Origin of the sequence: Thermoflavimicrobium dichotomicum (assembly GCF_900114055.1) — a bacterium.
GTDB lineage: Bacteria > Bacillota > Bacilli > Thermoactinomycetales > Thermoactinomycetaceae > Thermoflavimicrobium > Thermoflavimicrobium dichotomicum.
In genome coordinates this window covers 127,418-140,649 of the sequence record NZ_FORR01000004.1, presented here as the reverse complement: position 1 = coordinate 140,649, position 13,232 = coordinate 127,418, and the positions used below count along the sequence as shown (strand labels likewise).

Sequence of the window (13,232 nt, the reverse complement as noted above, 5' to 3'; positions counted from 1 at the left end):
ACATTGTCAGAACGGGAGAAAAATGTGAAGATTCATTTGCGTGATGCACAAGAAGCATTGAGCTTATTTGGACCCCATGATGCCTTTTTGAAACAGGTGGAATCTCAGACTTCAGCCAAAATCATTACGCGCGGGGAAGAATTGACGATCGTGGGTTCTCCAGATGAATGTGAAACGCTTTATAATTTATTTCGTGTTTTATTATCGTTGATTCGTAAAGGGATTCGGCTCACAGAGCGTGATGTTGTTTATGCACAGCGCTTGGCGAAACAGGGGCTGGAAGATGAACTGTTGGAACTGTATCATGAGGAAATTGGGATCACTCACAAAGGAAATAAAGTGCGTGTGAAAACGCTGGGACAGCGTCATTATGTGACAGCGATTCAAAAGTCGGATATCGTCTTCGGAATTGGACCTGCTGGAACAGGAAAAACGTTTTTGGCTGTTGTCATGGCTGTAACTGCACTAAAGGCTCATCAGGTGAAAAGGATTGTCTTGACACGTCCAGCGGTAGAAGCTGGAGAGAATCTGGGATTTTTGCCTGGTGATCTGCAGGAAAAGGTGAACCCTTATTTACGTCCTTTATATGATAGCTTGTATTTTATGTTAGGGGTAGAACAAGTAAATAAAATGATGGAACGTGGGTTGATTGAAGTTGCTCCTCTTGCATACATGAGAGGTCGGACACTGGAAGATGCATTTGTTATTTTGGATGAAGCCCAAAATACAACGGGCGAGCAGATGAAGATGTTTTTGACTCGACTCGGATTTGGCTCAAAAATGGTGATTACGGGCGATGTGACTCAGGTAGACTTGCCAAAAGGAAGAAAGTCGGGTTTACGGGAAGCAGAACGGATTTTAAAAGAAATACCAGATATTCGCTTTGTATACTTGGGACAGGAAGATGTGGTCCGACATACATTGGTACAAAAAATTATTGAAGCATATGAACAAGATGCAAATGCATAATTTAGCAGGAGGTGTGAGACTGTTACCTTAAACATGGTTGTGACCGTCAAAACGGGTTTGCATCTATGTTTGGGTAGCAGGTAGGCATGAAAGAGATCAGCGAACCGTTACCCAATAGGTTCGGTATCATCTATCTCCAATATAAAAAATACATTCCATTTGTTCTTTACGCGATCTTTGGGGTCGCGTTCTATTTATTGCTTTTGAATCATGTATTACCTAAACAATATGAGTTAAAGCCAGGAATGGTAAGTAAGGAGACGATCATTGCCCCTGTCACCAAAATCGATGAAGTTGCAACGAAGCAAGCACGGAATCGAGCAGCAGCAGCTGTACCTGATCAGTATTATAAGGATGATAAGATTACCGAAAACCAGATTAAACTGATTGATAATATTTTTGCTGATGCGAGAAGAAACATTACGGATAAATCATTAAAAGAAGAGGAAAAGATTTCAAATTTAAAAGATGCCATATCCAAAGATTTATCACAGGAATTTTATTTGAAACTAGTGCGTATTCCGCCAGATGAGCTGCAAAATCTGCGCATGGAGACAAGAAATATCGTCAATGAAATATTGTCAGACGGAGTCAAACAAGAAAATCTGGCAGAGAAAAGGGACCTGGTTGACCGGAAGATTGCTCTTTCAAGTTTAAGTAGTAATGCTCGCTTTATTGTGCGGGAACTGGCACGCAAATGCATTATTGTCAATGAGGTTTACGATGAGAAAAAAACGGAGAAAATGCGTGAAGTCGCCCGTGAAGAGGTCGAAGCGATCCAGATTCGCAAGGGACAAATTATCGTATCTGCAGGAGAAGAAATTACAACGGATCAATATAGGAAATTGCAAGTATTGGGGTTAATCAAAGAAAAAAATAATCCATGGCCTTACTTGGGACTTGCTCTTTTAACCGGGCTGATGTTAAAGTTGTTATTCTTTTATATTCGCCGGTTTCACCCCAAAATGCATGAAGATCATCCAAAGTTATTGATGTTTATCCTGATTTTGCTCCTTACACTGCTAAGCATGAAGATTATTGCGATTGGTCAAAATTTAAAATGGAGTACACTGGGTTATTTTGCCCCTGTTTCTTTTGGAGCGATGTTAATTACCTTGCTCATAAATGTAGAACTTGCTTTTGGTGGAGTAATGGTATTAGGTGTTGCTGCATCCATTTTATTTAATAACGAAAATCACATGTTATTTGATTTTCGTTTTGCTTTGGTATCTTTTATCAGTGGAGCTACAAGTGCTTTTGCATTGGCTGGGGTTAAAAGGCGAAGTTCGATTTTGCAGGCAGGCTTGATTGCGTCATTGACAAGTGTGGTGCCGATTATTGCCATTTCTTTTATGAATCCTTCTGATATGAATTGGCAGACGTTATTGATGTCGACTGGGTTTGGGATGGCCAATGGGATTTTTTCAGCCGTTTTGACGATTGGCTTTTTACCGATTTTTGAGTCAATGTTTGGGATTTTATCACCTCTTCGTCTGTTGGAATTGGGGAATCCGAATCATCCTTTGTTACGCAAATTGTTAATAGAAGCACCCGGAACCTATCATCATTCAGTCATTGTGGGGAATTTATCGGAAGCAGCCGCCGAAGCGATTGGGGCGGATGGGCTGTTAGCTCGCGTCGGTGCCTATTATCATGATGTAGGGAAAATCAAACGACCACAGTTTTTTATCGAAAATCAAATCAATCGACAAAATCCTCATGATAAAATTTCCCCGAACTTGAGTAAAACGATTATTATTTCTCATGCCCGCGATGGGGTAGAATTGCTCAAGCAATATAAAATTCCAAAGCCGATTCAGGATATCGCTGCACAGCATCATGGTACGACCTTAATCAAATATTTTTATTACAAGGCTTTAAATGAGTGTAATGGTTGCAAAGTGATTGAAGAGGATTATCGCTATCCTGGACCCAAGGCCCAATTTAAAGAAGCGGCTATCGTAGGAATTTGCGATTGTGTGGAAGCGGCTGTTCGTTCCTTGGCACGTCCGACGCCATCCCGTATTGAGAATCTGGTTCGCAAGATCATTCGTGATCGTTTGGAAGATGGACAATTTGATGAATGTCATCTTACCTTGAAAGAACTCGATATCGTTGCCAAATCGGTTTGTGAAACGTTGCAAGGAATTTTTCATTCGCGTATTGAATATCCAGATGAACCAAAATCTACAGTCGTTAAAGGAGTTAAACACGGATGAAAGTATATGTGGATTTGCAAGTAGAAATTGATGTGAATGAAGACGAAAAAGAAGCGATTGGATGGATTCAAAAAGTGTTGGAGCGGGCTGCAGAAGTGGAAGAATTGCCAACAGTGGATGTGTCGCTTTTGATTGTTGATAATCAAACCATTCATAAGTTGAATCGAGAACATCGCGGTGTAGATCGTCCCACCGATGTTCTTTCTTTTCCTTTGTGGGAACCTGATGAAGAATGGGTGATTGCTGAAGATGAAGAGACAGTTCCTTTAGGTGATATTGTGATATCTTTACCCAAGGCTAAAGAGCAGGCTGAAGAGTACGGTCATTCACTGGCACGGGAACTCGGTTTTTTGGCTGTACATGGCTTTTTGCATTTATTGGGATATGATCACGAGACAAAAGAACAAGAAGAGGAAATGTTTGCACGCCAAGAGGAGATTTTGCATGGGGTTGGTCTAAGGCGAGAGTGTAATTGACAGGGGAGAGAGGAGGAAACCTGCTACTTTAAAGAGCTGAAAAAGTAAGAGATAAGGCCTTGCTTTGAATTAAGTAAGCATAGCTCGTAGAAATAGACAAGTAGCAGCCTTCATATGTGGGTGAAGAAAGTACTGAAGAGTTTTCGTTATGCTTTGGAAGGCCTAAAATATACAGTAGTCACACAGCGAAATATGCGCATTCACTTTTTCGTTGCGCTAGCGGTCTTATTGCTTAGTCTGTACCTCCCTTTAAACAAGATGGAGGTACTTGTGTTATTTGTTACGATTATTTTGGTGATCTTCGCTGAATTAATCAATACGGCCATCGAAGCTGTGGTTGATATGATCACCGAAGAGTTTCACCCGTTGGCCAAAATCGCAAAGGATGTTGCTGCAGGTGCTGTTTTGCTTACTGCCGGATTGGCTGTGATTGTGGGATTGAGCGTGTTTTATCCTTATCTCAATCAATTGTTCCATATGGTGTGGACGCAATCTCCGACTAAACCCAATATAGGTTTGGCGGCTATTATTGTGTTTGATTTCTTTTTTACCTTATTGTTAAAAGGCTGGTTCCATCGCATGGGAAAAAAAGAATGGGAGCCAAGCATGATTATCTCCGTGGCTTTTTGTGTAGCCACCTTGGTTGTTGCACTCATCTGGAATTTGATGATCACCTTTCTTGTCTATTTTTTAACTACGCTTCTTTTAGTTTTACGGTTTCGAATGGATGGCAATCGAGTAGCGATTTTATTTGGAGCGATCATTGGCATTCTGGTTGCAGTGGTTGGATTTCAATGGTTATAAGTGATAAGAAGAGGAGGATATGGGATGAACGAATTGGTACAAAAAGCGTTAGAAGCCCGTGAGAAAGCATATGTGCCTTATTCTCGCTTTCCTGTTGGAGCCGCACTGTTGACAAAAGATGGAGAGATTATTTTAGGATGCAATATAGAAAATGCTTCGTATGGACTAACGAATTGTGCCGAAAGAACAGCCTTTTTTAAAGCGATCTCTGAAGGATATCACGAGTTTGACGGGATTGCTGTAATCGCAGATACGGAGGGACCTGTTTCTCCCTGTGGAGCATGTAGACAGGTCATGGCAGAATTTTGTTCTCCTGATATGAAAGTTTGGTTGTCCAATCTCAAAGGAGATATATGGGAGACCACTGTTGCTGAATTGTTACCTGGGGCATTTAGTAAGGAGGATCTTGATGCAAAATCAAAATAATTTTCGTTCAGGTTTTGTAGCGTTAATTGGACGTCCAAACGTGGGAAAATCGACTTTGATGAATTATCTTGTTGGACAAAAGATTGCCATTATGTCGGATAAACCTCAAACCACACGAAATAAAATTCGTGGGGTTTATACCGATGAACGTGGTCAAATTGTTTTCCTGGATACACCCGGGATTCACAAGCCTCATTCGAAACTGGGAGAGCTGCTTGTACAAACGGCACAAAACGCTTTGGATGAAGTGGATTTGGTCCTGTTTTTAGTCGATGCTGCTGAAGGAATGGGGCCGGGAGATCGCTTCATTATGGAAAATCTAAAGAAAGTAAAAACACCTGTTTTTTTAGTGGTGAATAAGATTGATCAAGTTCATCCCGACGATTTATTACCCCTGATTGACCAATATCGCCGGCTCTTTTCCTTTAAAGAAGTGGTGCCCATTTCGGCTTTACAGGGAAATAATACATCTACCCTGCTTGAGTTAATTTTAAAGGAGTTACCACCAGGTCCACAGTATTATCCGGCAGATCAGGTAACAGATCATCCGGAGCGTTTTATTGTCGCTGAATTGATCAGAGAAAAAGTACTTCAGCTAACACGCGAGGAAATTCCACATTCAGTCGCTGTGGTCGTTGAAGAAATGTCAAAACGGGCGAATCGAAACCTGATTGATATTCGTGCTACCATTTTTACAGAAAGACCCTCACAAAAGGGCATTTTAATCGGTAAAAAAGGTTCGTTACTGAAAGAAGTCGGAAAAAGAGCACGAGAAGAACTGGAACGACTACTGGGAAGTCAAATTTTCCTGGATTTATGGGTAAAAGTGAAAAAAGATTGGCGAAATGAGGAAATGCTTTTAAGACAGTTTGGTTATAGGGAAGAAGAATGATGAATAAAGAAAATAGGGAACAGTTTTCGTGTGTTTGTCAATAGGCATCGGTCCATTTTCAACTGACAATTTTTCCATCTTATACTCCTCATTTCATTCGCTCATCCTAAGTTTTGTACAAGAGAACGTCAATAGAAAGGGATGAGTGCTAGTTGCGCAATTTCATATGGAGTTGCTTTGAAGTGACTGGCAGTATTGAAGCGTATTTGCTATACAAGGACATGGAGGCATTGGAAAGAAAGAATAGTCAAGAGGGGTTTGACGAGGAAGAAGAACAGAAATAAAGGAAAGGGCTTATACAAGATGTTAAGCAAATTTGAGGGGATTGTTCTTCGAGCAAAAGATTATGGGGAAAGCCATCAAATTGTGCTGGTTTTTACAGAACATCTGGGGAAATTTACAGTGATGGCTCGTGGCTCGAAAAAAGCGAAAAGCCGTTTTCGGGCAGTAACAGAGCCGTTTACACAAGCTCAGTTTGTATGCTTTGCCGGGAGTGGTATGCCTACCCTCTCTCAAGCAGATATCCTGAAATCCCGCCATATCCTTCGTTCGGATTTGTTGTTGACAGCATACGGAGCCTATTGGCTGGAGCTGATCGATAAGTTAATTGCCGAAAAAGAACCAAATCCGGTCGTTTATCGCTTCCTGGATTTGGCTCTTGATTTGTTGGAAAAACGGACCGATCCTGATATTTTAACTCGGATTTTCGAACTGAAAATGCTGAAAATCGCCGGATATCAGCCTGTCTTGCATCACTGTACTCATTGTCATTCTTCTTCGCCCCTGGTAGCCTTTAGCGTCCGTCAGGGAGGGCTTTTGTGTGCAAAGTGCGTGTCCACCGATCCGGAAGCGATTCCGGTTACAAAGGCGACAGCCAGGATTTTACCTATTCTGCAAATGGTTGAGCTAAAACGGTTGGGTGAGGTTACAGTAAAGCCTGAAACCAAAGAGCAGTTGGAAGGCGTGATCTGTTTGTTTATGGACGAATATCTCTCGCATCAATGGAAGGCGCGTCATATACTTAAGCAATTACAGAGTGCCATGAGTACTTCGTAAAGCTTTTGATAAAGGCTCTGTTATGGATTGGGATTATGGGCAAATGGATCCCTTGGTTAATATGGGAACAATTAAAATGAAATGTAAACGAGACCTTCTCATTGACAAATCACCTGTTCTCTGCTATATCTTTGTATATGAAAATTGGATAAGGTAACGCGATGACAGAAAGGAGTAGCCAGGGAAGCCAAGTTGAAAGCGAGTCAGGGAGGGTGTAAGCCTGGCCTTGGTCCTGGTGAAGGGCAGTCTGGAGCGTAACGGTTGAATCAATGAGGAGGGTTAGCCGGCAGGTTAACCAAATAGGGTGGAACCGCGGGAAGTAAGCTCTCGTCCCTATGACACAAAACGACCAATCCTGTTATTGGTCAGGTCATGAGGGAGAGGGCTTTTTGTATTGCAATTTTGTGGAGGTGAAGAATATGGAATTGCAACAAATGATTATCCAACTGCAAAATTATTGGTCGAAGCAGGGCTGTATTATCGCTCAACCGTATGATGTCGAAAAAGGAGCGGGTACGCTGAATCCGATGACATTTTTACGTGCGCTTGGACCTGAGCCATGGAAAGTGGCTTATGTGGAGCCATCACGTCGTCCGGCGGATGGACGTTATGGTGACAATCCAAATCGGCTCTATCAACATCACCAATTTCAAGTCATTTTAAAACCTGCCCCTGACAATATTCAGGATATTTATCTGGGCAGTTTACAGGCACTGGGTATTGATCCGCTTAAACATGATATTCGTTTTGTGGAAGATAATTGGGAAAATCCGACATTTGGTGCTGCAGGGCTTGGATGGGAAGTATGGGTTGATGGTATGGAAATCACCCAGTTTACTTATTTTCAACAAGTGGGTGGCCTTGAAACCAATCCTGTATCGGTTGAGTTGACTTATGGATTGGAACGATTGGCACTGTATATTCAAGATAAAGAAAATGTTTATGATTTAACGTGGATTGATGATGTGAAATATGGAGATATCTTTTTCCAACAAGAGTATGAACACTCCAAATATACATTTGAAGTCTCGGATGTCAAGCTATTGTTCCATCTATTTGATGCCTATGAAAAAGAAGCGATGCGTGCATTGGATGAACAGCTGGTTTTCCCTGCTTATGATTACATTCTGAAGTGTTCCCATACATTTAATCTGCTCGATGCACGAGGGGCGATCAGTGTAACCGAACGGACAGGATACATTGGTCGGGTTCGGCATCTGGCCAGACAATGTGCGAAGGCGTATGTAGAACAACGTGAAAAACTTGGTTTCCCCTTATTAAAACAAAGAGAGGAGGATCACAATGGATAAACGGGATCTGTTATTGGAAATTGGTTGTGAAGAGATCCCTGCCCGTTTTGTGCAGGATGCAATCAGACAGTTGGGAGAGCGAATGGCTAACTGGTTGACGGCTCATCGCATTTCCTATTCCGATATCCAAACGTTTGCCACATCACGGCGCTTAACAGTGTGGGTTCGTCAAGTGGCAGAGAGTCAAGAAGACGTGTATGAGGAAGTGCGGGGACCTGCTGAGCGCATTGCCAAAACACCTGATGGCAAGTGGAGCAAAGCAGCAGAGGGATTTGCCCGTAAACAAGGGGTTTCAGTAGAGCAATTGGAACTGAGGGAAGTAAAAGGTGAAGTCTACGTTTTTGCTAACAGGCATGTCCCAGGCAATCGAACAACGGATGAATTAATAAAAGGAATCCATGAGATCATTGCAGGCATCAATTTTCCAAAGACCATGCGTTGGGGAAGTGACAAGACCCGTTTTATCCGTCCGATTCGTTGGTTGGTTTGCCTGTTTGGGGAAGAGATCGTTCCAATAACATTTGCCCATGTAAGAGCAAGCAACATCAGCTATGGTCACCGCTTTCTGGGCAATAAAACATCGATTGCTTCTGCAGACCAATATGTAGATGCTTTACGGCAGCAATATGTGATTGTAGATGTAGATGAAAGACGGCAACTCATTTTGGATCAACTGCGTCAGTTAGAAGAAAAACATAACTGGAAAATTCCAGTGGATGCAGGTCTGTTAGAGGAAGTCGTTTTTTTGGTTGAATACCCAACAGCTTTATATGGTTCGTTTAGTAAAGAGTTTTTGAAATTGCCGAAGGAAGTATTAATTACGACAATGCGGGAGCACCAGCGTTACTTTCCGGTTGAAACAAAAGATGGAGAATTGCTTCCATATTTTGTGACGGTTCGAAATGGCGATGACCATGGTATCGAGACTGTAGCAAAAGGGAATGAAAAAGTTTTAAGAGCACGATTATCCGATGCAAGATTCTTCTATGAGGAAGATTTGAAACTGCCGATTGACCAGGCCGTCGAAAAGCTGGATCGAATTGTGTTCCAGGAAGATCTGGGAACGATGGGAGATCGCGTGCGCCGAATTCATTCACTGGCTCTTCAATTGGGAAACCAGTTACAATGGGATCCATCACGGTTGGAAAAACTGGATCGGGCAGCATCTATTTGCAAATTTGACCTGGCTACGCAAATGGTTGGCGAGTTTTCAGAGTTGGAAGGTTACATGGGACAAGTGTATGCGCTTCGTCACGGAGAAGATAAAGAGGTGGCAGAAGCCGTTTATGAACATCATTTGCCACGTTCGGCTGGCGATCGGGTTCCGCAGGGCTCTCTGGGAACCATCCTTGCTTTGGCGGATAAGATCGATACGATTGTGGGGAGCTTTGGAGTAGGAATTCAGCCGACTGGATCACAGGATCCTTACGGTTTGCGGAGAAGGGCAGCCGGTATTGTACAAATTCTTTTGCAGGAAAAGTGGTCTGCCGTTTCGCTGACCCAATTGATCCAGTTGGCCCTTGACCGTTTGGAAAAAGAGGGGCTTTTGAAAATCGAACGGGAAAAAGTAGAAAAAGAGGTATCGCAGTTTTTCGCATTGCGTTTAAAAGCAGTGATGCAAGAACAAGACATTCGTTATGATGTGATTGATGCGATTCTTTCTGCGGATTTGGCAGACCTTTATCTGGCTGTAAGCAAAGCGCAAGTATTGATGGAACAGTTGGAGCGTGAATCCTTTAAATTGGAGGTAGAAGGGTTTACACGTACGGCAAATCTGGCAAAAAAAGCGAAAGAAGTGCACTTGCATCGTCAGGAATTACAGGAGCCAGCAGAGCGTGATTTGTTACAAGCATACGATGAAGCGAGCGAACAGTTTAATAAAGCAAGAGAACAACGGGATCCCCTGATGATGTATCAAGCCATTGCCCACATGGTTCCTCAAATTCACCATTTCTTTGATCATGTGATGGTGATGGTAGAAGATGAAAGAGTACGTAACAATCGTTTGGCCTTGCTGAAAGAGATAACAGAACTGGTCAGACAATATGCTGCCTTTGAACATATCGTTTTTGCTTCTTAGAATCAATAAGCCCTGGGTTATCCAGGGCTTATTGTCATCGTGAGAAATCAGTATGTTGTTAGATTCTGTTTTCATCAGAGGAATTCGAAGAATCGCTACTGTCTTTCTTCTGATCAGACTCATCATTTGAGTTGGAAGAGGAGTCCTCTTTTTTGGATTCTTTCTCTTTTTTGGAACCACTGTTGTTTTCTTGCAATTCTTCAGGCAACTGGATTTCTTTCACTTCTCCCTGCAACTCAACCGTTTGCTGTTGTTGGATTTTGAGGGTTGATTTTTTCAAAGGGAGGTCCAGTTCAAATTCTTGAGTTACTTTACTGAGTTTAAAATCCGTTTTGTTAATAAAAAGAGATAACTTGAAAGAATGCACTTTCATTTTTTCTTCTTGTCCGATCTGAAAATGCTCGAGTCTTTCTTTTGCCCCTTTGATAAAAGGTTGGGCTTTTTGATCATCGTTTAATAAGAGATCCAGTTGATAGGTAGTACTAGTTTCTTTCATTTTGATGGATTTTATTTCTTTTTTTACCAACTGAATGACAAATTTAGGATTGATATATTCATACTCTAAACTATCCACAAAAGGTTCTACTAATTTGGAAGTCGGTTTCATTTTCTTCCAGTTTTTAATTTTGTTCGATTTTAGGTAGGCCATTCCATCTTTGATATATAAGTCTGTTTTAATGGTAGTTTCCTTACCTTTGGCTTCCGTCGTTAGGTCTTCGATTAAATGAAGCTGATCTGTATCGATATATTCAAAAGTTTGGTTTGCTGTATTTCTAGCTTCTGCTTCTTCCTTCGAAGATGTCTGTTTTTTTGATGATTCTTCCTGTTCTGCAGTGATTGATTGCTCTACCTTTCTCTCCCACTTGTAACCCTTTAATTTGCTCATGGCATCCCAAGACTTCGTCAGCACTTCATCTGCGGTGAGCTTTTTGGGGGCTGCATTGGTGTTACCCGAATTTTTTCCACTTTCGATCCCCAAAAGAGAACAACCTGTCATGATTGATACAATCAATCCTGTAATGAATATCGCAAACCCATATCGTTTCATTCAAACACCTCTTTGCAGTAGATTCTTTGATAAACAAATCTTATGATAGATTACTTAAAGCAACAACTTCAATTGTAAATATTTCAATTTATTGTCATAGGATTACCTAGATTTTCTTGTGAAGTTAATTAATTTATTATTTTTAGAATTCATTCATTTTAGTGATGAAACAACATGAGGGAGATAAATTCAGGAATATGATTTCGATCGGAACCCACTACATCTTGGTTAGATGCACAAAAAAATGGATTGCTGATTTAAGAAAAAGATCTTTTTCTGGAGCTGTTTTTGTCTCTGATTGAACAATAAAAATACGTATGTACGCATTTATACTATGATCTTTACCAGCTGGATAAAAATTTTTTTATAAAGTAAAATACTTGCGATGCAAGTAATGAATCATTTAGTATATACTATATAAAGAAAAAGTATGACATATTATAAAAAAGGGTTAAATAGTCGGGAGGTGTACCGACATCGAGCTGACAAAACGACAAGAAAAGATTTTGGAAATTGTAAAAGCTGAAGGGCCCATTACTGGGGAACAAATCGCTGAAAAACTAAATCTGACTCGAGCCACTTTACGGCCGGATTTGGCTATTTTAACGATGTCTGGCCTATTGGATGCACGACCGCGCGTTGGTTATTTTTATTCCGGAAAATCGACGAATCAATTATTGGGAGAACAAATCCGTAAATTATATGTAAAAGATTACAAGTCCCGTCCTGTGGTCGTATATGAAGAAACTTCTGTTTATGATGCGATTTGCACCATATTTTTAGAAGATGTTGGCAGTCTGTTTGTCGTCAAAAAAGCGGGTTATTTAAGTGGAGTCGTTTCACGAAAAGATCTTTTGAAAGCAACGATGGGCAAACAGGATCTAACATCGATTCCAGTTGGAATTGTCATGTCTCGCATGCCTAATATTGTCACTTGTACATTGGAAGATACGCTTTATCATGCAGCGAAATTGATGATGAGAGCACAAGTTGATTCACTGCCGGTTGTACGCCCATTTAGTGAGGATCCTGCCCAGTTGGAAGTAATTGGACGAATTACCAAGACAACCATTACCAAAGTATTTGTTGAACTAGGAGAAAATATGACATTGTAAAGGAGGAGAGGATCATATCCATCTTAGAAAATCACCCAGTTGTCTATGTTGTATCCGATTCGGTTGGTGAAACGGCCGAGTTAGTTGTCAAAGCTGCATGTAGCCAATTTAATGGAGGTACATTAAATATACGCCGTGTTCCATATGTAATGGATCAGAGAACCATCTTGGAAACATTGCAAGCGGCGAAGGAAGAAGAAGCTTTGGTTGCTTTTACCTTGGTTGTCCCGGAACTCAGGAATGTGTTGGTCAGAGAAGCTGAGCGATTGTCGATTCCATATGTCGATATCATGGGTCCGATGATTGATGGGCTTGCCAAGCTATACAATACAGAACCCAAAGGTCAGCCAGGCTTGATTCATCGGCTGGATGATGAGTATTTCCGAAAGGTGGAAGCGATCGAATTTGCAGTTAAATATGATGACGGCAGGGATCCAAGAGGAATTTTACGGGCAGATGTGGTATTGATTGGGGTTTCTCGAACCTCTAAAACTCCGCTATCCATGTATTTGGCCCATAAGCGTCTGAAAGTGGCCAACGTTCCTTTGATGCCCGAGGTTGAACCCCCAGAAGAATTATTTTTAATTCCACCCAGTAAATGTATAGGTTTGGTCATTGATCCAAACCAACTCAATAATATTCGGCGCGAACGATTAAAGGCGCTTGGCCTGACTGCTAATGCGAACTATGCAAGCATGTCGCGTATTTTACAGGAATTGGATTACGCAGAGCAGGTCATCAAACGTGTGGGATGTCCACGTATTGATGTGTCCAATAAGGCTGTAGAGGAAACTGCTAGTATTATCCTAGAGTTATTGAAAAAAGGGGCCGAGTAAA

At 41.4% G+C, this 13,232-nt stretch carries 13 protein-coding genes; 12 read left to right on the top strand and 1 reads right to left on the bottom strand.

Annotated elements, in window-relative coordinates:
* The first annotated feature begins 3 nt into the window (after nucleotides 1-3).
* The 10 genes from BMZ78_RS06400 to glyS all read left to right on the top strand — a co-directional run bounded on the left by BMZ78_RS06400 (nucleotide 4) and on the right by glyS (nucleotide 10,232).
* Complete coding sequence (locus BMZ78_RS06400) at nucleotides 4-969, top strand: PhoH family protein (protein WP_093228917.1); 966 nt, start codon at nucleotides 4-6, stop codon at nucleotides 967-969.
* 86 nt (nucleotides 970-1,055) lie between these two features.
* Entirely contained in the window at nucleotides 1,056-3,188 is a 2,133-nt protein-coding gene (locus tag BMZ78_RS06395) for an HD family phosphohydrolase (protein ID WP_093228915.1), read from the top strand.
* The gene (gene ybeY / locus BMZ78_RS06390; protein WP_093228914.1) at nucleotides 3,185-3,664 is read left to right on the top strand and encodes an rRNA maturation RNase YbeY; all 480 of its coding nucleotides are present in this window, start codon (nucleotides 3,185-3,187) and stop codon (nucleotides 3,662-3,664) included. The genes BMZ78_RS06395 and ybeY overlap by 4 nt, the downstream gene beginning before the upstream one ends.
* Before the next feature lie 114 nt (nucleotides 3,665-3,778).
* Nucleotides 3,779-4,468, top strand: coding sequence for a diacylglycerol kinase (locus tag BMZ78_RS06385; RefSeq protein ID WP_093228912.1), 690 nt, complete (start codon nucleotides 3,779-3,781; stop codon nucleotides 4,466-4,468).
* Between the two features lie 24 nt (nucleotides 4,469-4,492).
* Nucleotides 4,493-4,894, top strand: a complete 402-nt coding sequence (locus BMZ78_RS06380) for a cytidine deaminase (RefSeq protein WP_093228911.1) — start codon at nucleotides 4,493-4,495, stop codon at nucleotides 4,892-4,894.
* Entirely contained in the window at nucleotides 4,878-5,786 is a 909-nt protein-coding gene (gene era / locus BMZ78_RS06375; RefSeq protein ID WP_093228909.1) for a GTPase Era, read from the top strand. Before BMZ78_RS06380 ends, era begins: the two co-directional genes overlap by 17 nt.
* A gap of 152 nt (nucleotides 5,787-5,938) precedes the next feature.
* Complete coding sequence (locus BMZ78_RS06370; protein ID WP_093228908.1) at nucleotides 5,939-6,070, top strand: YqzL family protein; 132 nt, start codon at nucleotides 5,939-5,941, stop codon at nucleotides 6,068-6,070.
* Nucleotides 6,071-6,089: 19 nt separating this feature from the next.
* Nucleotides 6,090-6,842, top strand: a complete 753-nt coding sequence (recO, locus tag BMZ78_RS06365) for a DNA repair protein RecO (RefSeq protein ID WP_093228906.1) — start codon at nucleotides 6,090-6,092, stop codon at nucleotides 6,840-6,842.
* Between the two features lie 419 nt (nucleotides 6,843-7,261).
* A complete protein-coding gene (gene glyQ / locus BMZ78_RS06360) occupies nucleotides 7,262-8,152 on the top strand; it encodes a glycine--tRNA ligase subunit alpha (RefSeq protein ID WP_093228905.1) in 891 nt (296 codons plus the stop codon).
* Nucleotides 8,145-10,232 (top strand): glycine--tRNA ligase subunit beta, encoded by a 2,088-nt coding sequence (gene glyS / locus BMZ78_RS06355; protein ID WP_093228903.1) that lies wholly within the window; start codon nucleotides 8,145-8,147, stop codon nucleotides 10,230-10,232. Before glyQ ends, glyS begins: the two co-directional genes overlap by 8 nt.
* Before the next feature lie 58 nt (nucleotides 10,233-10,290).
* On the opposite strand, the gene BMZ78_RS06350 is transcribed toward glyS, so the two are convergent.
* Nucleotides 10,291-11,280 carry a DUF6612 family protein gene (locus tag BMZ78_RS06350; protein ID WP_093228902.1) on the bottom strand — a complete coding sequence of 330 codons (990 nt, stop codon included), beginning with the start codon at nucleotides 11,278-11,280 and terminating at the stop codon, nucleotides 10,291-10,293.
* 482 nt (nucleotides 11,281-11,762) lie between these two features.
* On the opposite strand from BMZ78_RS06350, the gene ccpN reads away from it, so the two are divergent.
* Nucleotides 11,763-12,395 carry a transcriptional regulator CcpN gene (gene ccpN / locus BMZ78_RS06345; RefSeq protein ID WP_093228900.1) on the top strand — a complete coding sequence of 211 codons (633 nt, stop codon included), beginning with the start codon at nucleotides 11,763-11,765 and terminating at the stop codon, nucleotides 12,393-12,395.
* A 14-nt stretch (nucleotides 12,396-12,409) separates the two neighbouring features.
* Nucleotides 12,410-13,231, top strand: a complete 822-nt coding sequence (locus BMZ78_RS06340) for a pyruvate, water dikinase regulatory protein (protein ID WP_425263919.1) — start codon at nucleotides 12,410-12,412, stop codon at nucleotides 13,229-13,231.
* Nucleotide 13,232 lies beyond the last annotated feature (1 nt).

Excerpts from the sequence above, each read along its gene's own strand:
- ybeY (WP_093228914.1), top strand. The coding sequence starts at position 3,185 with ATGAAAGTATATGTGGATTTGCAAGTAGAAATTGATGTGAATGAAGAC.
- BMZ78_RS06385 (WP_093228912.1), top strand. The coding sequence starts at position 3,779 with ATGTGGGTGAAGAAAGTACTGAAGAGTTTTCGTTATGCTTTGGAAGGC.
- glyS (WP_093228903.1), top strand. The coding sequence starts at position 8,145 with ATGGATAAACGGGATCTGTTATTGGAAATTGGTTGTGAAGAGATCCCT.
- BMZ78_RS06380 (WP_093228911.1), top strand. The coding sequence starts at position 4,493 with ATGAACGAATTGGTACAAAAAGCGTTAGAAGCCCGTGAGAAAGCATAT.
- BMZ78_RS06350 (WP_093228902.1), bottom strand. The coding sequence starts at position 11,280 with ATGAAACGATATGGGTTTGCGATATTCATTACAGGATTGATTGTATCA.
- glyQ (WP_093228905.1), top strand. The coding sequence starts at position 7,262 with ATGGAATTGCAACAAATGATTATCCAACTGCAAAATTATTGGTCGAAG.
- BMZ78_RS06395 (WP_093228915.1), top strand. The coding sequence starts at position 1,056 with ATGAAAGAGATCAGCGAACCGTTACCCAATAGGTTCGGTATCATCTAT.
- recO (WP_093228906.1), top strand. The coding sequence starts at position 6,090 with ATGTTAAGCAAATTTGAGGGGATTGTTCTTCGAGCAAAAGATTATGGG.
- era (WP_093228909.1), top strand. The coding sequence starts at position 4,878 with ATGCAAAATCAAAATAATTTTCGTTCAGGTTTTGTAGCGTTAATTGGA.